General features: G+C 35.1%; 23 protein-coding genes, 1 tRNA gene and 1 pseudogene. 18 read left to right on the top strand and 7 right to left on the bottom strand.

The features are described 5' to 3' along the window. The first annotated feature begins 262 nt into the window (after positions 1-262). The 6 genes and pseudogenes from EKL97_RS10130 to EKL97_RS10110 all read left to right on the top strand — a co-directional run bounded on the left by EKL97_RS10130 (position 263) and on the right by EKL97_RS10110 (position 4,966). Positions 263-460 carry a hypothetical protein gene (locus tag EKL97_RS10130; RefSeq protein WP_126568771.1) on the top strand — a complete coding sequence of 66 codons (198 nt, stop codon included), beginning with the start codon at positions 263-265 and terminating at the stop codon, positions 458-460. Further along, complete coding sequence (locus EKL97_RS10125; protein ID WP_126568770.1) at positions 460-891, top strand: RDD family protein; 432 nt, start codon at positions 460-462, stop codon at positions 889-891. The genes EKL97_RS10130 and EKL97_RS10125 overlap by 1 nt, the downstream gene beginning before the upstream one ends. A gap of 615 nt (positions 892-1,506) precedes the next feature. Continuing rightward, positions 1,507-1,851: pseudogene (locus EKL97_RS15870) on the top strand (MerC domain-containing protein); the annotation flags it as partial. Positions 1,852-1,902: 51 nt separating this feature from the next. After that, on the top strand, positions 1,903-2,121 hold the full coding sequence (locus EKL97_RS15865) for a GDCCVxC domain-containing (seleno)protein (RefSeq protein ID WP_231507379.1): 219 nt from the start codon (positions 1,903-1,905) through the stop codon (positions 2,119-2,121). Positions 2,122-2,483: 362 nt separating this feature from the next. Further along, positions 2,484-4,019, top strand: coding sequence for a M20/M25/M40 family metallo-hydrolase (locus tag EKL97_RS10115; protein ID WP_126461410.1), 1,536 nt, complete (start codon positions 2,484-2,486; stop codon positions 4,017-4,019). Positions 4,020-4,405: 386 nt separating this feature from the next. After that, on the top strand, positions 4,406-4,966 hold the full coding sequence (locus EKL97_RS10110; protein WP_126461601.1) for a DUF6642 family protein: 561 nt from the start codon (positions 4,406-4,408) through the stop codon (positions 4,964-4,966). Positions 4,967-5,246: 280 nt separating this feature from the next. Here the strand turns inward: EKL97_RS10110 and EKL97_RS10105 are convergent, their stop codons facing one another. Then, positions 5,247-5,699 carry a DUF4442 domain-containing protein gene (locus EKL97_RS10105; RefSeq protein WP_126461413.1) on the bottom strand — a complete coding sequence of 151 codons (453 nt, stop codon included), beginning with the start codon at positions 5,697-5,699 and terminating at the stop codon, positions 5,247-5,249. Positions 5,700-5,933: 234 nt separating this feature from the next. On the opposite strand from EKL97_RS10105, the gene EKL97_RS10100 reads away from it, so the two are divergent. From EKL97_RS10100 to EKL97_RS10080, 5 genes are all read left to right on the top strand, one after another. Further along, on the top strand, positions 5,934-6,389 hold the full coding sequence (locus EKL97_RS10100) for a DUF4870 domain-containing protein (protein WP_126456247.1): 456 nt from the start codon (positions 5,934-5,936) through the stop codon (positions 6,387-6,389). 271 nt (positions 6,390-6,660) lie between these two features. Beyond that, complete coding sequence (locus EKL97_RS10095; protein WP_126456245.1) at positions 6,661-6,993, top strand: PadR family transcriptional regulator; 333 nt, start codon at positions 6,661-6,663, stop codon at positions 6,991-6,993. 2 nt (positions 6,994-6,995) lie between these two features. After that, complete coding sequence (locus EKL97_RS10090) at positions 6,996-8,729, top strand: PspC domain-containing protein (protein WP_126568768.1); 1,734 nt, start codon at positions 6,996-6,998, stop codon at positions 8,727-8,729. 2 nt (positions 8,730-8,731) lie between these two features. Beyond that, on the top strand, positions 8,732-9,472 hold the full coding sequence (locus EKL97_RS10085) for a head GIN domain-containing protein (protein ID WP_126456241.1): 741 nt from the start codon (positions 8,732-8,734) through the stop codon (positions 9,470-9,472). Positions 9,473-9,558: 86 nt separating this feature from the next. After that, a complete protein-coding gene (locus tag EKL97_RS10080; RefSeq protein ID WP_126568767.1) occupies positions 9,559-10,392 on the top strand; it encodes a GIN domain-containing protein in 834 nt (277 codons plus the stop codon). Positions 10,393-10,507: 115 nt separating this feature from the next. On the opposite strand, the gene trxB is transcribed toward EKL97_RS10080, so the two are convergent. The 4 genes from trxB to EKL97_RS10060 form a co-directional block, all read right to left on the bottom strand. Next, entirely contained in the window at positions 10,508-11,452 is a 945-nt protein-coding gene (gene trxB / locus EKL97_RS10075; RefSeq protein WP_126456237.1) for a thioredoxin-disulfide reductase, read from the bottom strand. A 198-nt stretch (positions 11,453-11,650) separates the two neighbouring features. Further along, positions 11,651-11,896: a GIY-YIG nuclease family protein gene (locus EKL97_RS10070; RefSeq protein WP_126461428.1), complete on the bottom strand. Its 246-nt coding sequence runs from the start codon at positions 11,894-11,896 to the stop codon at positions 11,651-11,653. 113 nt (positions 11,897-12,009) lie between these two features. Beyond that, positions 12,010-12,255: a GIY-YIG nuclease family protein gene (locus EKL97_RS10065; protein WP_126461428.1), complete on the bottom strand. Its 246-nt coding sequence runs from the start codon at positions 12,253-12,255 to the stop codon at positions 12,010-12,012. Positions 12,256-12,298: 43 nt separating this feature from the next. After that, positions 12,299-12,373: transfer RNA gene (locus EKL97_RS10060), tRNA-Pro, on the bottom strand. A gap of 339 nt (positions 12,374-12,712) precedes the next feature. On the opposite strand from EKL97_RS10060, the gene EKL97_RS10055 reads away from it, so the two are divergent. The 7 genes from EKL97_RS10055 (at position 12,713) to EKL97_RS10025 (ending at position 18,276) form a co-directional block, all read left to right on the top strand. Beyond that, positions 12,713-13,480, top strand: a complete 768-nt coding sequence (locus EKL97_RS10055) for a ParA family protein (RefSeq protein WP_126453649.1) — start codon at positions 12,713-12,715, stop codon at positions 13,478-13,480. A 4-nt stretch (positions 13,481-13,484) separates the two neighbouring features. Beyond that, positions 13,485-14,384, top strand: a complete 900-nt coding sequence (locus tag EKL97_RS10050; RefSeq protein WP_126453647.1) for a ParB/RepB/Spo0J family partition protein — start codon at positions 13,485-13,487, stop codon at positions 14,382-14,384. Next, positions 14,384-14,944 carry a DUF5683 domain-containing protein gene (locus tag EKL97_RS10045; RefSeq protein WP_126461437.1) on the top strand — a complete coding sequence of 187 codons (561 nt, stop codon included), beginning with the start codon at positions 14,384-14,386 and terminating at the stop codon, positions 14,942-14,944. The genes EKL97_RS10050 and EKL97_RS10045 overlap by 1 nt, the downstream gene beginning before the upstream one ends. A gap of 45 nt (positions 14,945-14,989) precedes the next feature. Beyond that, the gene (locus EKL97_RS10040; protein WP_126568766.1) at positions 14,990-15,187 is read left to right on the top strand and encodes a hypothetical protein; all 198 of its coding nucleotides are present in this window, start codon (positions 14,990-14,992) and stop codon (positions 15,185-15,187) included. 3 nt (positions 15,188-15,190) lie between these two features. Beyond that, on the top strand, positions 15,191-15,919 hold the full coding sequence (gene dapB / locus EKL97_RS10035; protein WP_126453644.1) for a 4-hydroxy-tetrahydrodipicolinate reductase: 729 nt from the start codon (positions 15,191-15,193) through the stop codon (positions 15,917-15,919). Positions 15,920-15,987: 68 nt separating this feature from the next. Beyond that, positions 15,988-17,559: a signal peptidase I gene (gene lepB / locus EKL97_RS10030; RefSeq protein ID WP_126568765.1), complete on the top strand. Its 1,572-nt coding sequence runs from the start codon at positions 15,988-15,990 to the stop codon at positions 17,557-17,559. Between the two features lie 90 nt (positions 17,560-17,649). Continuing rightward, entirely contained in the window at positions 17,650-18,276 is a 627-nt protein-coding gene (locus tag EKL97_RS10025) for a WbqC family protein (protein WP_126562333.1), read from the top strand. A gap of 16 nt (positions 18,277-18,292) precedes the next feature. On the opposite strand, the gene EKL97_RS10020 is transcribed toward EKL97_RS10025, so the two are convergent. After that, the gene (locus EKL97_RS10020; protein WP_126562332.1) at positions 18,293-19,339 is read right to left on the bottom strand and encodes an endonuclease/exonuclease/phosphatase family protein; all 1,047 of its coding nucleotides are present in this window, start codon (positions 19,337-19,339) and stop codon (positions 18,293-18,295) included. Between the two features lie 51 nt (positions 19,340-19,390). Further along, positions 19,391-20,260: a rhomboid family protein gene (locus tag EKL97_RS10015; RefSeq protein ID WP_126562329.1), complete on the bottom strand. Its 870-nt coding sequence runs from the start codon at positions 20,258-20,260 to the stop codon at positions 19,391-19,393. Positions 20,261-20,285 lie beyond the last annotated feature (25 nt).

Genomic DNA, 20,285 nt, shown 5'->3' with positions numbered 1-20,285 from the left:
CCGAATCTTCAACCTGATTGATCACAATCTACTCACACAGTATCTAAGAATACTGGCTTTATATTTTGGGACTCTAAGAGCAATATATAACCCTTTTTACGGACTGTTTTATTTTATTAATCATAAAGCGAGTTTTACCAGAACGAATTTTAATTGTAGTTTAAATAACATATATTTACTCAATGAATAACAAAATACAGTTCGTTTAGAGGTTTTTAGACGAACTGACGTTGGTAGCAATTTTACCACAGAATCCGAAAATATGACTGAAAAAGAAATTGAGAATAAAATTATTTTTGTGGAAAATATTGGCGGAATGACGGTCAATGAAAGACTTTATGTTTGCGGTTTAGACAAAGAATTTGAAAAAGCTTTAAAAAATGACAAATTGAAAGCTGAAAGAATATTAGAACTTTTAAAAGTTGATAAATTATCGATTGAATTAATATTGAAAAAATAATGGGAGAAAATATTACTAAGCCGAATTTAGTGAAAAGATTTATTGCAGGATTTATTGATTATGCATTAGTATATGGTTTTTTCTTTGCTTTTGTTTACTCATTTGGAAAACCGAATGACGAAGGCGGATATTCGGTTACAGGAATATTAGGATTAGTTCCAATTATTTTTTGGTTTGCGATAATTGTGCTTCCTGAAGTATTTTTAGGAGCAACTCTTGGAAATTCTATTGTTAGCTTAAAACCTAAATCTTTAACCAAAAATAACGGAGAATTGAGTTTGAGCCAATCAATAAAAAGACATTTAATGGACCCAATTGATATGTTCCCATTTGGTCTAATTGGAATAATAACAATTAAAAACACCGACAGAAACCAACGTTTAGGCGATATTTGGGCGAAAACTATAGTAACGGAAATTGAAAATAAATAAAAAAAACAGCTACCCCGATCGCTCGGACATCTGATTTTTTCGGACAACGATTATATTAATCCCTCGGATATTTAATTTTCGGACAACGATAGGGCGGATTTGCAATCCGTGCACCCGATAGCGCTGATATGCCACAATAGTTAGCGCAGTTTTGTAAACTGTGCCCACAACATTAAGCAAATAACAAAAAATCGCTACAAAGTATAAAGCTATAACAACATAAGATGTTTGTTGAAATAATATAGAATGGGCTGGTCGTTATTTTTTAATACTTTGTGTGACTTATTTTATTTCATGAATAAACAGTCCGTTTTAAAAAAAAGAATTTTTAGTGTAGTTTAAATCACATAAGTAATAACTATGGTATAATGTCGTATTTTAAAATCAGGATAAAATCATGTAAAAATCTGATTTAAAGCTGTTTTACTTAAAGTTAATTCTTTTGACTTTACGACTTTTAAACTTTCGACTTACTTATATTCACTCAGTGACTACAAAAATACAGTTCGCTTGGAGGTTTTTATCCAGACCCATCGGAAAAACAACTGACCTTGGCACTAAGACTTGCGCGAAAGAGAAACCGAAAGAAAAGTCAAAAAAAAGAAAATAAAAAAAATGAAATTTAAACTTATAAATAATATTGACAAACTTGGAACATTTGGACTTTTTCTAACTGCAATTTTCTCACCTTGTTGTTTTCCTCTTTTTGCATTTGGAGCATCAGCACTTGGGCTTGGAAGTTTAGAATTATTCGGAGGTTGGACAATGTGGATTTTTCAAATAATGGTTTTGATTTCAATTATCGGAATATATATTTCGTATAGAAAACATAAATACTTCTATCCATTATTAATTGCAATTTCGAGCGGAATAATTATATTTTCCGGATATTATTTGAGTAAATCTGAAAATTCAACTTATTTAATGTATGCAGGAATGTTTGGACTTTTTATCGCAACAATTGGAAATTATTATCAAAATAAAATATACGGAAATTGTAAAACTTGTGGAATATATGAAGGAAAAACTGTTGAATTGAAATCGACAATCATATGTCCGAAATGTGGATACAAAAAAGACGAAATGATGCCGACAAATGCTTGTGAATTTTTCTACGAGTGTAAAAATTGTAAAACAATATTGCGACCATTAGAAGGAGATTGTTGCGTATATTGTAGTTACGGAAGTGTGAAATGTCCACCAATTCAAGTTGGAACAAGATGTTGCTAAAAACGAGAATAAATGAAATAAATTAGTCCTTCTTTCAACAGTTAGAGTTATGTGGCGTGGCACTAACAATGAAACTCGTTTTACACAGTCCATCCCATCCCCTTATTACGGGAGAATCCAGACCCTTCGGACGGATCTGCAATCCGTGCCCATAAAGAGAATGATTCAGCAAGAAATTATACTAGTTTAGAGAGTGAATTAGAAGTGGTTTTATTAGAATTATTTTGATATTATTTACGAGCACGGATTACAAATCCGCCTATCCTGGTTATAGGAACCCAAAAGCAGGAAAAATTTATATATATTTGGTAGCAGCCGCCCGCAAAATTAATATTCTAAATACTTAACTAATCCTATTTTATATGACAAAGCTTAATCTAATTATTCCACTCTTGATTTTGACTATACAACTAGTTAACGCACAATCAGTAGAAAGTTTAAAAATAAAAAAATACACACAAAAGAACGCAAACGAAATTATTACTGAATTCTCAGAATTTTTAAGTATCCCTAACGTAGCATCAGAGCCATTAAGCCTTCGTAAAAATGCTGATTTCATCATGTCAATGATGAATCGAAAAGGTATCAAAAATGTGCAGTTATTACATGGAAAAACTAAAAATATTCCGCCAGCCGTTTACGGTGAAGTTCTTATACCGGGTGCAAAGACAACTTTGATTTTCTATGCCCATTACGACGGCCAACCTGTAAATCCTGAACAATGGAATCAAAATCTGAGTCCTTTTATCCCAAAGTTATATACGGCAGCTATTGATAAAAATGGCAGTAACATTCCTTTCCCTTTAGATGGAAAATACAATAACGAATGGAGAATATATGCCAGAAGTGCTTCCGATGACAAAGCAGGAGTTGATGCTATTATAAATGCTTACGACGCCATTAATAAAAGCGGCTTAAAACCGAGTTACAATCTTAAATTCTTTTTTGAAGGAGAAGAGGAAAAGGGCTCAACACACCTAGATGAAATCCTACAAGAGAACAAAGCCCTTTTACAATCCGATTTATGGATAATATGCGACGGACCGGTACATCAGTCTGGGAAAAAGCAAATTTATTTTGGTGTTAGAGGAGATGCAAACCTTTACTTTACGGTATATGCCTCAAAAAGACCATTACATAGCGGACATTATGGTAATTGGGCTCCAAACCCAGCGATGATGCTAGCACAGCTGTTAGCATCAATGAAAGATAACAATGGTCGCGTGACGATAAAGGGGTTTTATGATGATGTAATACCATTAACACTATCAGAGAATAAAGCATTATTGACAGTTCCTTCTGTTGACGAACAGATGAAAACTGAGCTTGGTATAAATAGTGCTGAAATGCGAGATAAAACATTAAGCGAATCGATCAACCTGCCCTCTTTAAACATAAATGGTATGCAAAGTGGTAACGTAGGCAAAATGGCCTCAAATCAAATTCCAACTACTGCTACCGCTGTTATAGACCTGAGGTTAGTATTAGGGAACGACTGGGAAAGACAACAACAAAAAGTAATTGATCATATAATAAAACAAGGCTACTTCGTCACAAGCAACGAACCTACAGATGAAGAAAGAAATTTGTACCCTAAAATTATAAAAGTCATCCGTGATAAAAATGGAATAAATGCGCAACGCACCTCCATGGACTTAGCAATTGTCAAAAAGGTGATTTCTGCAGTTGAAGCCACAACAAAAGACCAAGTTGTACTGCAACCAACTATGGGAGGAAGTCTACCGTTATATTTATTTGAAAAATATCTAAAAACAAACACCATTTCCGTTCCAATAGCGAATCATGACAACAACCAGCATGCAGAAAATGAAAACATTCGACTTCAAAATTTGTTTGATGGTATAGAAACTATGGGGTCATTAATGCTGATAAAATAACTCTAAACGGTAGCTTATCATTAACTTAAATAATGTAATGAGAATACTTTTTAATCCTAATCACTCGGATATTTAATTTTCGGACAACGATAGGGCGGATTTGCAATCCGAGCCCAAAAAGAGAATGATTCAGCAAGAAATTATGCCAGTTTAGAGAGTGAATTAGAAGTGGTTTTATTAGAATTATTTTGATATTATTTACGGGTACGGATTGAAAATCCGCTATCGAAAGCAGTTTTGTAAACTGTGCCCACAACATTGAGCAAATAACAATCACAAATTTTTTAGAAGCTATAAACAAAATAGACTAAAGCACCTCGTTTTAACAATTATTGGAACCAATAAATAATTCGTAACTAATGAACCATCCGAACACCCAGAATTTAATGGATTCTGATACCTTTATTTTCTGCCTGGAAGCCGTTCCTAATACAGAAATTACCACCACAACTGAAGTGATTAAAAACTTAGAGCAATTGGCTTTTGAACAAGGTATAACCAGTATTTACAAAACCTGTGATACCATTGAGGGGTTAGAAGAAAGCTTAAATGCATTGCTTTATGACGACCATAATTTTAAAAATTATGAAATAATCTACTTAGTGATGCCAGGCGAAAGAAACACCATTTGTCTCAATGACTATTACTATAGTTTAGAGGAAATAGCCGAGCTTTTTGAAGGAAAAATGAAAGGAAAAATTTTACATTTTGCAAATGCAAAGGTATTGGACTTAAGCCCGGAAGAAGCACAATACTTTTTAGATATCACTGGAGCACGTGCCGTTTCCGGATATGGAGCACCATCCAATACATTAACAAGCTGTGCCATAGACAAAGCTTTTTTTAGCTTATTTGAAGAGCAAGATAATGTTGTAGATATTGTTACCGAATTACATGAAAAGCACTTTGCCCTTTGTCAGCTACTCGATTTTAGATTGTATTATTAATCTTGATAGCGCTGATATACAATTAAAAACGGGGTACCTATCAATTTAATAAACGCCCGCATTAAAACGCCTACGGGTATTCAATTCATTCAGATCAAAAGCTAAATACACATTCCGGGGTTCAAATTTATTCTGGGTTTTGAACTATTAGATAAAGCCAAAAAACAGTACTCTAATTTCACAAAAAAAGTAACCTATTTAAACCAAAAATTCTAATTCTGCTTAATGGTCACTTCACGAAAGAGATTCGATTGTGAATAAGTGTTTAAAAAAGATTTATTTATTTGGCCCTCACACTCCATTCAAAATCCATTTCGGATACTTGAATTCCTTTTTCATCGGTTCCAATGGATTTCATCCAAAACGTTTGTCCGTCTCCTGTAGCAATGGTTTCTTGAATCGCCTTTTCTATTAAATGGCCGTCATTACAGGTAAAAGTGATTCTACCGGTAGCTTTCTTGGTAAAATTTCCTTTGTTATTCGCAACAAGCATCGAGATTTTTTTGCCGCTTTTTTGAATTTGAAACATTACTAAAGCACCCGTGGCAAGCTCTGCAGCCATGGCTTGCACGGCAAAATACATCGAGTTAAATGGATTTTGGTTTATCCAACGGTGTTTTACAGAAACTATACATTGGTTCTCATCTATGGTTTTTACGCGTACGCCACAGATAAATGCCGAAGGTAATTTGAAAAACAAAAATTTATTAAGTTTAGAGGCTGTAAGTTTCATAGGTAGCTACTGTTTTTTTTTATGGGAATAGAGTGTCGCCATTCTGTATTATTCTTTGGATTTTGAATTTAGGCGCGTTTATTACCGCTAGGTTTTTTGCTAAATTACAAAAAAATACTATGCGTACATACAAAAATTGTTTGTTAATGTTGTGTTAAATTTTGGTACTATGCGTAACAAGATACTATCTTTTAGATATATATTTGCATAAGAAATTACTATATACTTTTAATCATGGAAACAACAACTGAAAAAAACATCGCGACATTTACGCATTTAAGTACTTTAACGCAGTATTTCATTCCTTTTGGAAATTATATTTTTCCAATAATTCTTTGGACAACCAAGAAAGAGGAATCTGAATTTGTGGATCACCACGGAAAACAAGTGTTGAATTTTCAATTGAGTTTATTGATCTACTCTTTGGTGCTGATTATGATTGCAATTCCTTCATTTCTTATTTCGGCTTTCAAAAATGTTTCTTTCGAATCATTGATACATCATAACGACATTACACTTTCGAATTTCAACCTTGAAGACAACATTGCACTATTAACGGTTGGATTAATTTGCGTTCTGATTTTCGGACTTTTGAAAGTGGCTGAATTCTTCTTGATTATTTATGCCTCGATTAAAACATCAAACGGAGAAAAATACAAATATCCAATAACGATTCCGTTCCTTAAATAAGGAAGCAGTCAGATTAAAAGAGAACAGACGTAATACATAGAGCGAACAAACTAGCCCTGATTGAAACGACATCCTTTACTTGCTTTCTTTAAGCAAGTAAAGATAAAGTGGAAAGCAGGAATAAGCTCCGAAAAAATAAAAAGAGAATCATGCAATACGAGATTGCTTCGTTCCTCGCAATGACAAATCATCACCCGAGCCAGAAAGGAGAACTGGCACGGCAATCAAAAAATGAACCGTTTAATCAACACTAAAATCAAAAAAAGAAATTATGAACATTGAAAACACAAAAGCCCAGATGCGTAAAGGTGTTCTCGAGTTTTGCATCCTATCCGTTTTAAAAGAAAAAGAAGCCTACACATCGGAAATATTGGACACATTAAAAAACGCAAAATTATTAGTCGTGGAGGGAACCATTTATCCACTGCTGACGCGATTAAAAAACGATGGATTGCTCAACTACCGTTGGGAAGAATCCACTTCAGGACCTCCAAGAAAATATTATGGCTTGACCGAAATTGGACAAACTTTTTTAAACGAATTGAATGGTACCTGGACGGAATTGTCCGATGCCGTAAACCTAATAACCAACCAAAAACAATAGTCATGAACAAAACTGTAAATATAAACCTAGGCGGAATGTTCTTTCACATCGATGAAGATGCATACCAAAAATTGACGCGCTATTTTGATGCTATAAAACGTTCTATATCCAATTCGTCTGGACATGATGAAATCATCAAGGATATTGAAATGCGTGTTTCGGAATTATTAAATGACAAACAAAAAACAGACAAATACGTTATTGGTTTGAAAGATGTAGATGCCGTTATCGCCGTAATGGGACAACCGGAAGATTACATCATTGAAGATGACTTGAAGGGTTCTCAAAGTTTTAGTGACCACTCAAATAGACGAACTAAAAAACTATATCGCGACAAAGAAAAAGGGATGATTGGCGGAGTAGCCGCAGGATTAGGGCATTATTTTGGCGTAGATGCCGTGTGGATCAGAATCGTTCTTATCTTATTGGTTTTTGCTGGATTTGGAACTGGAATTCTCGCCTACATCATTCTTTGGATTGTAACTCCGGAAGCGATTACTACCACTGAAAAACTGGAAATGACTGGGGAACCGGTTACGATTTCTAACATTGAAAAAAAAGTTAGAGAAGAATTTGAAAATGTTTCAGACAAAATAAAAAGTGTGGATTACGACAAGTATGGCAACCAGATAAAAACAGGTGTCGGGAAAATTGGAAGCTCTTTTAGCGACTTTATCATGACTATTTTTAAAATTTTCGCGAAATTTTTAGGGGTAATTTTGATTATTACAGGAATAACAATACTGTTTTTTTTGTTAATAGGTATTTTCACATTAGGTTCCGGAATTTTTATTGATTTTCCTTGGCAAGGTTTTATAGAAGCAGGTAATTTTACAGATTATCCAATATGGGCTTTTGGATTGTTAATGTTCTTTGCTGTTGGAATCCCGTTCTTCTTCTTAGCATTATTAGGGTTCAAGCTATTGGCCCCAAACATGAAGTCTATTGGAAATATTGCAAAATATACGCTGTTTGCATTATGGCTAATTGCAGTAGCATTAGCAATATCAATTGGAATAAAACAGGCCAGTGCATTTGCCGTAGATGGGAGAGTGGTTAAGAAAGAAACCCTTAATTTAAATCCAAATGATACCCTTTTAATTAAATTCAAACACAATGATTATTTTGCTAAAAATGTGGAAGACCGTAATGATTTCATGGTAACACAAGATTCTACCGGAACAGATATTATTTATTCGAATGAAGTTAGTTTTAAAATCGAAAAAACAGAGGAGAAACTGCCTTATATTCAGATTGAAAAAGAAGCAAGAGGAAAATCGTTATCAGAGGCAAAACGAAGAGCCGAACAAATTAAATACGGTTATAAAATAATAGGCAATCAATTGATTTTAGACAACTATTTACTTACTGATTTAAAAAATAAATACAGAGATCAAGAAATAGAAATAACAGTATTTGTACCTGAAGGAACGTTATTAAAACCAGATGCCTCTGTACAAAATTACGACAGATCTGATGATGAATTTTTCAATTTACACTACAGTTCAGATAATTACATTTACAAAGTAGAAAATTCTCAAATAAAATGTTTAAATTGTCCCGCTGATGAAAACGAGTATAATGATGTATATAGCACCGCTCGAGACGATAGCACGGATGTTACGGTTACCATAAATAACAATGGAGTTACTGTAGAGAAAGACACCCTAAAATCAAACAAAACCAATAAAGGATTGAAAATAAATAAAGACGGGATCATCATTAAAACGAATTAGTCATGTTGAAAATCATCACCTTAATTACAAAGTTCATTCTGGTTGCCCTAACAGCCTTGTTATTCGGTTCGTGCAACCACTCCATTAATTTCAATGCAATAGAAGGAAGCGGAAATATCACCACAGAAAAGCGGCTTGTTGAAGGTGCTTTCAAAAGCATAGAGGTTAACAATGCCATAGATGTCGTTATAGAACAATCTGATAAAATTGAAATAATTGTTCAAGCAGATGATAATTTACAAAAACACATCACTACCAAAGTAGAAAATGGAACACTTGTTATTTCGTGTGATAAAAATTCTTTCATCAACATGAAATCAAAAAAAGTGACAGTAAAAATGCCTGTTATTGATGAATTAGAAGCAACAAGCGGCTCGACTATCACGAGCAAAAACACCCTGAAAGGGGAGAACATCCGATTGAATACTTCGAGTGCAGCATCGATAGATTTAAGCATCGAATCTGACAATATTACTTGTGACACCAGTAGCGGAAGTACCATTACGATTAATGGGAAAGCGCTACAGATTAAAACAACTGCATCAAGTGGTAGTGAAATCAACGCTGATAAATTATTAGCAAATGAAGTTAGTGCCGATGTTTCCAGCGGTGCGTCCATTAGCGTTCATCCTATCGTTAGCTTAAATGCTCAGGCATCCAGCGGAGGAAACATCACGTACGACATACAGCCAAAATCGATTCAGAAAAATACCAGTTCAGGCGGGAGCATCAGCCAAGAATAAGATATACTTTTGTTAAAATATAAAGAAATCATCCATCACAAGTGGATGATTTTTTTATATTTGTGTAGACACTAATTTAAATGACCATGAAAAAATATACTGTTATACTCCTGCTGCTTGTATCAACTACATTGCTATTTGCTCAGAAAAAAGAAAAAATAAAAGGATCAAAAACAGTGACTGTTGAGCAAAGAGAAGTCGGCAATTTTGAAGCGCTGCTGGTCGAAGACAATCTAGAAGTCCATCTGGAAAGAGGAGAAAAAACAGCCCTAAAAATTGAGGCTGATGATAACTTACACGGTATTATTTCTTTGGATTTAAGAGACAACACCTTGCGTATTTATACAACAAAATCAGCTGTTAACTATAAAAAAATGATTGTAAGAGTGACCTATACCAATGAATTAAACCTCATTACCGCCAAAGATGAATCGACCGTCAATGCGATACAGGAGCTTTTGTTAAACACCATTACACTAAAAGCCTATGATGCCTCCAAATTATTCGTGAATGTCAACGCAACGGATTTCTTACTTCAGGCAGATGACAAATCAAAAACAGAACTCAATTTAAAATCTGAAAACAGTACTGTCGAATTAAGCAAAAATGCAACACTTAAAGCCTTAGTTACCACAATTGATTTGAAGGTAGATTTGTACCAAAAATCAGCTGCAACCCTAGAAGGAAATGCCACAAATATGCGGATTCGACTGGATAACAATGCCTCATTCACCGGAAATAAATTCAATACAAAAAATGCGGACATAATAACTGAAAGTTATTCCAACTGCAGCTTATTTGTGGAGACGGCGGTAATTATTGATGCCGCTGGCAAATCTGAAATTCAACTTCTGGGTAGCCCAACAATAGAAATACGAAAATTTGCTGATGAAGCTCAATTGGCGAAAAAATTGAAATAATCCTCTCCCCAACCCTCTCCAAAAGAGAGTGAGAAAAACCGGATTGATGTTATACAAAAAGTCCCACTTGCTATGGCAAATGGGACTTTTTCAATATTAACTTTCCTAACTATGATTATTTAGCGGCCAAATATCTTTCGGCATCAAGAGCGGCCATACAACCTGTTCCGGCTGCAGTTATTGCTTGACGATACACATGATCCGCGGCATCACCTGCCACAAAAACGCCTTCCACATTCGTTTTTGAAGTTCCGGGAGTGTTGATAATATAACCCGTTTCATCTAATGAAATGAAATCTTTGAAGATATCTGTATTTGGTTTGTGACCAATAGCTACGAAGAAACCAGTGGCAGGAATATCAAAAACTTCATTAGTTGTTTTATTTAAAGCTTTTACTCCGGTAACAACCTGCTCATCTCCTAACACTTCAACAGTATCATGATTCATCAATATGGTGATATTCTCTGTTTTGCGAACGCGCTCTTCCATGATTTTCGATGCTCTGAATTTTTCGCTTCGCACCAACATGGTTACTTTTTTACAAAGTTTAGATAAATAGTGTGCTTCCTCGCAAGCTGAATCTCCTGCACCCACGATTACTACTTCTTGATTTCTATAGAAAAATCCATCACAGACGGCACATGCCGAAACTCCGCCACCCATCTTTAAATAGTGTTGTTCAGATGGCATGCCTAAATATTTAGCGGTTGCCCCGGTAGAAATAATTACTGTTTCGCAATGCAATTCTATTGTATCATTGATCCAAACTTTATGAATATCTCCTGAAAAATCTACTTTTGTAGCCCAACCATCACGTACATCCGTACCAAAACGTTGCGCTTGTGCTTGCAATCCTACCATCATCTCCGGACCCGTTATTCCTTCAGGATTACCAGGCCAATTTTCTACTTCGTTAGTAGTCGTTAGTTGGCCACCCGGTTGCATTCCTTGGTATAAAATAGGATTCATATTTGCTCTAGCAGCATAAATAGCGGCAGTATACCCTGCTGGACCAGAACCTATAATAAGACATTTAATTTTTTCGATTGTATCAGACATAGTGATGTTTTTTTTGGATTTAACAGTGCAAAAATAAGATATTATTGCTGGAATAAAGAACTGGAAGTATCAGTTTTTGTTATGCTTTAATAAAAAAATCCATTCTGTTGAGACAGAATGGATTTTTGTCGGGGTGGCAGGATTCGAACCTGCGGCCTTCCCGCCATTGCGGGACGCTATATCCGAGCCACTAACTATTTATTTAAAGAAACCTACATCTACCAAGTATCTTTTCGCTCCTCTTTTTTTTATTTTATGCTCTAAAATCATTGCCTCTGATCGTGTTGGAAGTTCAACTTCATAAATCAAACACCATGGTTTCCCAGATTTTGTAGACAAACTAAATCCAGAATTATGCCGGTATAATCTATTTGTAAGATGGTCCGTTTGACCAACATAATATTTAAAAGTAATTTCACTCTGAATTATGTATACAATGTACATATTTATAAAATAAAAAAAGCCGAACACACTTGTTCGGCTTTTGTCGGGGTGGCAGGATTCGAACCTGCGGTCTTCCCGCCATTGCGGGACGCTATATCCGAGCCACTAACTATTTATTTAAAGAAACCTACATCTACCAAGTATCTTTTCGCTCCTCTTTTTTTTATTTTATGCTCTAAAATCATTGCCTCTGATCGTGTTGGAAGTTCAACTTCATAAATCAAACACCATGGTTTCCCAGATTTTGTAGACAAACTAAATCCAGAATTATGCCGGTATAATCTATTTGTAAGATGGTCCGTTTGACCAACATAATATTTAAAAGTAATTTCACTCTGAATTATGTATACAATGTACATATTTATAAAATAAAAAAAGCCGAACACACTTGTTCGGCTTTTGTCGGGGTGGCAGGATTCGAACCTGCGGCCTCCTGCTCCCAAAGCAGGCGCGATAACCGAGCTACGCTACACCCCGTAAGCGGGTGCAAAGATAGCATTATTTTTTGCTTTAGCAAAACTATTGCTGAAATTAAGAACTAAAATTATTTATTTGGAAAATCAATATAAAAATCTAAATAAAAATATTTTTTCAAAGCAGAATGAATCCACAACTTCCCCTAGCCCACATTGCAACTCAAGTCCCGAACAATCGGGATTGTAGTGCACAGCTGAAATAGCTCCCATAAAATGAAATTCGTTTTCAAAACAGGAATGGTCAAATAGCGACTAATCAAGCATTAACAAATGTTAACAAAATAGATTTTTAGAAACCATAAATAATTGTATTTTTACGGTTCAAAATTTAGAAAAATAAATGGGCAAAATCATCGCGATTGCTAATCAAAAAGGAGGGGTTGGCAAAACTACTACGTCAGTTAATCTTGCTGCTTCATTGGGTGTTTTAGAAAAAAAAGTATTACTTATTGATGCTGATCCTCAGGCTAATGCGTCCTCCGGATTGGGTATTGACGTGGAATCCGTAGAAATAGGTACGTATCAAATTTTAGAACACAGTCACACACCAAAAGAGGCCATCATAAAATGTTCTGCTATAAACGTGGATGTGATTCCATCGCATATTGATCTTGTTGCTATTGAAATTGAATTAGTCGATAAGGAGAATAGAGAATATATGCTTAAACTAGCATTAGAAAGTATCAAAGACGATTACGACTATATTATCATAGATTGTGCGCCATCATTGGGATTACTTACCTTAAATGCGTTGACGGCCGCTGACTCCGTAATTATTCCTATTCAGTGTGAATATTTTGCATTAGAAGGACTAGGGAAATTACTGAATACCATAAAAAGTATCCAAAAAATTCACAATCCGGATTTAGATATCGAAGGATTATTATTGACCATGTTTGACTCCCGTTTGCGTTTGTCAAACCAAGTGGTTGAAGAGGTTCAGAAACATTTTAACGACATGGTTTTTGATACTATTATTCAAAGAAATGTCAAATTGAGTGAAGCGCCTAGTTTTGGCGAAAGCATAATAAACTACGATGCAACAAGCAAAGGAGCTACCAATTACCTGCATCTAGCTCAAGAAGTTATAAAGAAAAACAGCAAATAGTTTTATGGCAAAAGCACTAAAAAAACAAGCCCTGGGAAGAGGATTATCCGCGTTATTGAAAGATCCGGAAAACGATATAAAATCCGTAAATGATAAAAATGCCGATAAAGTTGTAGGAAACATTATTGAGCTTGATATTGAAGCTATTGAAATAAATCCGTTCCAGCCCAGAAGCAATTTCAATGAGGAATCATTGCGGGAATTAGCAACTTCTATCAAGGAATTAGGTGTTATTCAACCAATCACTGTTAGAAAACTAGATTTCAATAAATACCAATTGATTTCAGGAGAACGCCGTCTTCGTGCCTCTACCCTTGTGGGATTGACTACTGTTCCTGCGTACATTCGGATTGCAAATGACAACGAATCGCTGGTGATGGCCTTAGTCGAAAATATTCAGCGCCACGATTTAGATCCTATTGAGATTGCCTTATCCTACCAACGTTTGATCGATGAGATTCAACTGACTCAGGAACAAATGAGTGAGCGAGTAGGGAAAAAACGCTCTACTATTGCTAATTATTTGAGGCTTTTGAAACTGGATCCTATAATCCAAACCGGAATTCGAGATGGTTTTATCAGTATGGGTCACGGTCGTGCGATAATCAATATTGAAGACCAGGATATTCAAACTGATATTTATCAAAAAATTGTCAGTCAAAATCTATCGGTTCGTGATACGGAAGCTTTGGTAAAAAACTATCAGGAAAGTTTAAAACCTAAAGTCGCCGGAAAACCAAAAACGGCCTCCTTTGAAATTGCAGATACTCAAAAGAGCGTTTTTACAAATTATTTTGGAACTAAAGTCGATGTGAAAGTAGCCGGAAATGGTAAAGGAAAAATCACAATTCCATTTCACTCTGAAGAAGACTTCAAAAGAATCATTAAACTAATAAACGAATAGTGCATAAAATCATTTTCATAAGTCTGCTCCTTTTCACTTTAGGAAATCACACTGTTTTTTCCCAAACGGGAACAGAGGCGGTTTTGGTGGCAAAAGACACTTTGAAATCAAATGACATTGATCCGTTGACCCCAGCAAAAGCTGCTTTTTTTTCTGCAATTTTACCAGGATTAGGCCAGGCTTACAATAAAAAATACTGGAAAATACCGCTGGTTTATGGCGCCATAGGAACCAGTCTTTACTTTTACATCGACAGTAATAAAAAATACCACCAATACAGAGACGCCTATAAAAGTCGCCTAGAAGGCTACACCACTGACGATTTAGCATTCTTAGACAACAATCGATTAATTGCTGGCCAAAAATTTTACCAGCGAAATCGTGATTTGTCCGCTTTGATAACAATTGCCTTTTACGCCCTGAATATTCTTGATGCGAATGTAGATGCAGCTTTATTACAATTTAATGTTGATGAAAACTTATCCGTAAGACCCGTTCTTTATCCAGATAATGTAACATTTAAGACGAATGTAGGACTAACATTTAATTATCAGTTTTAGACACAAAACCGGAAAGCTTAAATACAAAAAAAAGAACCGCTGCTTATGTTATTAGTTACTAAAATAGGAAAGAAATATTTTTTTATCCTCACTACCGTTTTACTGCTGCTCACCTTAGTGAATTATTCAGAAATTAAAGCGTTTGATTCGATCCGAATGAATGATTTCTTTTCTGGTTTTATCGCCGGTCTTTTAATAGGATTACTACTAATAGGAATTGTACACTATTCAAAAAAAAAATAAAAAATGAAAATTGCGCTTTTAGGATACGGAAAAATGGGTCAGGTAATTGAACGGATTGCACTGGAAAGAGGGCATGAAATCGTTTTGAAAAAAGAGGAAAAGAACACTTTTGATGGACTTTCAGCAGCTGATGTGGCAATTGATTTCAGTGTTCCAACTGCTGCAGTGAGCAATATTTCCAGTTGTTTCCAGGCCAATGTGCCCGTTATTTCAGGAACCACAGGATGGCTGGAACAGTATGAGGAGATGGTGGCACTTTGTAATCAAAAAAAAGGCGCTTTTATTTCCAGTTCTAACTTTAGTTTAGGAGTAAATATTTTCTTTGAACTCAATGAATATCTGGCTAAAATCATGTCGAAATTTGACACGTACAAAGTAGCGATTGAAGAAATTCATCATACCCAAAAACTGGATGCACCTAGCGGAACTGCTATTTCATTGGCCAACGGAATACTTGCAAATAGTTCTTACACCAACTGGACCTTAGAAAAACCGGAAGCAAATCACTTGAGCCCAAACGAACTGGAAAAACAAATTCCTATAAAAGCCAAAAGAATTGGTACAATACCTGGCACGCATACCGTTAATTACAATTCTGCTGTGGATGCAATCGAAATGAAGCACACCGCGCACAATCGTGAAGGATTTGCGCTTGGGGCAGTCATTGCCGCTGAATGGATTGTAGGAAAGCAAGGCGTTTTCACAATGAAAGATGTATTAGAATTAAAATAAAATTATTCACCTGTTTGAGTACATTTCTAGCGAAACAATCTTAATTCTCAAACTTAAAACAAAAAACTATGTCAGTATATCAATGGTTTGTATTTTTTCTGCTAGTCCAGATTATTCACTTTCTAGGAACTTGGAAACTGTATGAGAGCGCCGGCAGAAAACGTTGGGAAGCCGCTATTCCTGTTTACAATGCAATTGTTTTAATGAAAATAATAGGACGTCCCACTTGGTGGACTGTATTGCTATTTATTCCAATCATCAATCTCATTGTATTTCCGGTAATCTGGGTAGAAACGCTACGCAGTTTTGGAAAACGATCCGGATTAGATACTTTTCTGGGAATAATTACTTTTGGATTATATATATACTACATTAATTATACCCAAAAATTAAATTATAATGCTGACAGAAGCCTTAGTCCTGAAAACAAAACGGCAGACACTATTAGCTCCTTGCTTTTTGCTGTAATTGTAGCCACAGTTGTTCATACCTATTTCATTCAACCGTATACCATCCCTACCTCCTCCTTAGAAAAATCCTTATTAGTCGGTGATTTTCTATTTGTAAGTAAAATGAATTATGGTGCAAGAGTTCCCATGACCACAGTAGCATTCCCAATGGTACACGACTCTATTCCTTTGACAAAAAGTAAATCATACCTCATCTGGCCACAATTACCGTACATGAGACTGCCCGGCATTCAGAATATTGATCGTACGGATATTGTTGTGTTCAACTGGCCGGTAGATACCGTTTATAGATTTTTTGATACTTCAAAAAGACGTGCCTACAAGCCCGTTGATAAGAAATCGAATTATGTAAAAAGATGTCTGGGAATACCCGGAGACAGCTTGTCCATAAAGGATGGCATGATTTATATTGATGGCAAACTCTTGCAAATGCCCGAAAGAGCTAAACCACAGTTCTCTTATAAAGTAGCTCTGGACGGAAAAACACCTATCGATTTTGAATCAATATTTAAGGATTTAGATGTGACGGATCCTGCTGGATTTATAGATCAAACGAAAAGAGACACCCTTTTTCTGAGTGCCTTGACTGAAGCAGGTGCAGAACGATTAAAAAACACACCAGGTATCACGGCTGTAATCAGACAGATAGCAAAGGATGCGGACAACACAATCTTCCCGCATATCAATAAATGGAATCGTGATAATTTTGGCCCGATTTACATTCCGGAAAAAGGAAAAACGGTTGCGTTAAGCACAGAAACGCTGCCTTTCTACAAAGCAATCATTACTGATTATGAAATGAATGAGGATGGTAAAAAAAATGATCTAAAGGTTACAGGAAACGAAATCAGATTAAACGGTGCCGTTGTAAAAACATACACCTTCAAACAAAATTATTACTGGATGATGGGAGACAACCGTCATAACTCTGAAGACAGTCGTTATTGGGGATTTGTACCCGAAAATCACATTGTAGGAAAACCTATATTTATATGGCTCAGTATCGATCCTAACGGCAAAGGATTAGAAAAAGTACGCTGGGACAGGGTTTTCACAACGGTTAGCGGTGAAGGGCAACCGCAGTCGTATTTTAAATTATTCCTGTTAGGACTCGTTATTTTCTTCGTAGGAGAATATTTTTGGAAAAAAAGAAAAGAGGCAAAAAATTAGTCCAAAGTTTCAAGGTCGAAAGTCATCAAGTTAGAATCTAATCTAACTTTATGACTTTGGACATTATAACTTTAAAAACTTTAGACAAATATGAATATTCTCATACACCCAACTTACTTCCCCTCGATTAGCAATTTTGCTGCCATGGTACAATCGGAGAGCATCACCTTTGAGGTTGCCGATAATTTTCAGAAACAAACCAATCGCAACCGCGCTTATATTTATAGTCCCAATGGGATTCAGCTGTTGAATATTCCCGTGAAGCATTCAAAAGAAAGTCATCAAAAAACTAAAGACATCAAAATCGAAACCGACTTTGACTGGCAAAAACAACATTTCAAATCATTGGAAGCCGCCTACAGAAGTTCTCCTTTTTTTGAATATTTTGAAGATGACATTCGTCCCATTTTTGAAAAAAAACAACTATTTTTATTGGATTTAAATTTTGAAATTGTAGCCCTTCTATCCAAATGTTTCCGAATAAAACTGGATTATACTACAACCACGGAATACTTTCATGAGATTGATATCGAGACAATTACCGACTTAAGAGCTTTGGTCAACGGAAAAAAAGACGTTTCGATATTTGAAAACTACACACAGGTTTTTGATGACAAACATGGTTTTATCAACAATTTGAGTGTTCTGGATTTGCTGTTTAATGAAGGAAAATACGCGATGGATTATTTAAAAAAACAAGAATTGATTATCAAATAAAGCATTTTTCTACTTGCTACTCATAAGACAATCGTGCCATAATAGGAAAATGATCCGAGTTTATAAATCGAGGAAAGTTTTCAAATTTCTTTACTGACATTTTCTCATCGGCAAAAATATAATCAATTCTGGCCGGGTAATACCTGAATTTATACGTCTCTCCAAAACCGGTTCCGGCTTCTTCAAAACTGTCTTTCATGTTGCCCTTTATGTTACGGTACACATAAGAAAACGCACTATTATTCATATCTCCGCAAATAATTGTAGGGTAAGTACATTTCATTTTGTGTTCCTTAAAAATCTCTGCTTGCTGTTGCTGTTGTTTGAACGCTTTGCTAATTCTGATAAAAAGCATTTGCGATTTTTGTTGATCAATGACCTCAATATTTTCATCAATTTCATCTACGTCGGGAGAAATCTTGATAGATTGTAAATGCATGTTATAGACTCTGATAATGTCCTTTCCTTTTTTTATATCAGCAAAAATCACATTATTACTGGAGTTTGGAAACGTTATTTTCCCTTGATTAAGGATTGGAAATTTTGAAAATATTGCTTGTCCTGTTTTAATTTTATCACCATTCATAAAAATATAACGATGTGGATATACCTTTAAATCAATATTACCCGAAGATGAAAATTCCTGAATACACACTATATCTGGATTCTTATCATTTATAAAGTTTAAAATATCTGAGGGCACATCATCTCTATCAATCCACTTAAAAACATTTAGCAAGCGCACATTGTAGCTCATTATAGTAAAATCTTTTTCTTCTTTAATTACTTCCGGTGCTGAAAACTTATAGAATTTATTTATAAAAGTAATGCCAATCAATAATACTAAACCCGATACAATCAACTGTTTTTTGAATTGTATGGCCCAATACATAAAAAACAAACCGTTTAATATAAAAAAAAGAGGCATAAAAAGTGTCAAAACTGACAAAAAAGGAAACGATTTAGGGGCTAGAAAAGGCAAAACATAGGCAGTAAAAGTCACAAGGGTAAGGACTATGTTCAAAAAAAACATTCCTTTATTAAACCATGAAAGATTTTTCATTTTTTTCTATATTTTATTATTTAAACAAAAATGTTAACCACTTTAAAAAGCTTATTTACCTACTTTAAACAAGAACTCTTTCTCTTCTTTAGTCAAACTATCGTAACCGGACTGGCTGATTTTATCTAAAATCTCATCAATCTGTTGCTGTGCTTTATCTTTTTCAATTATTTTTGAAGCCGTTTTTTCAACAGGTTTACGGTAATTTTTGTGTACTTTTTTGAACGGTGTAGTAGGTTTTTTACGAAACAAATTTGTAAAAAAATCTAAACTACGAGATACAACTGTACTTAAATCCGTTCCATTTTGAAGCAATTTAATAAAAATAAAACCAAAAAGAGCTCCGGAAAGGTGAGAAATATGTCCACCCATATTTTCGGAACGCAGCTGCATCAAATCAATAATAATAATTACAGCGGTTATATGCCATAATTTGACATTTCCAATAATCAAAAGCTGTACGCTCATCAACGGATAATAAGTTGTAACAGCTACTAAAATACCCATGATAGCAGCTGAAGCCCCTACCATTGGCGCATTGATATTTAAAACATAAAACACCAGAATATAACATATCCCCGCAAAAATGGCACTCAGAAGATACAAGCCCAACAACTGTTTGGAGGTAAAAAACGTCATAAACAATCTGCCTGAAAAATTCAAAACAATCATATTAAAAACAATATGCATGATGCCGCTGTGAAAAAAAGCATACGAAAGCAACGACCATGGTTTCCAGAGCAAATCCAACGGATTAGACGACAAACTCACATATTGAACATAATCAATATGGACACTCAACACGGATAAAAGTGCAAAAAACAACCACGGAAGCACAAACAAAGCGACATTCCAAAAGAGTAGCTGAGTCACTATTCCTCCCATTTTGTATTGTAATTTCAGGTCGTCGATAATATTCATAAGTTAATTGGGATTTAAGAGCTGC

This window comes from Flavobacterium sp. LS1P28, from assembly GCF_003970335.1.
In the GTDB taxonomy this organism is placed as follows: domain Bacteria; phylum Bacteroidota; class Bacteroidia; order Flavobacteriales; family Flavobacteriaceae; genus Flavobacterium.
The sequence above is the reverse complement of the archived record's forward strand: the minus strand, read 5'-3'. Positions and strand labels throughout refer to the sequence as shown.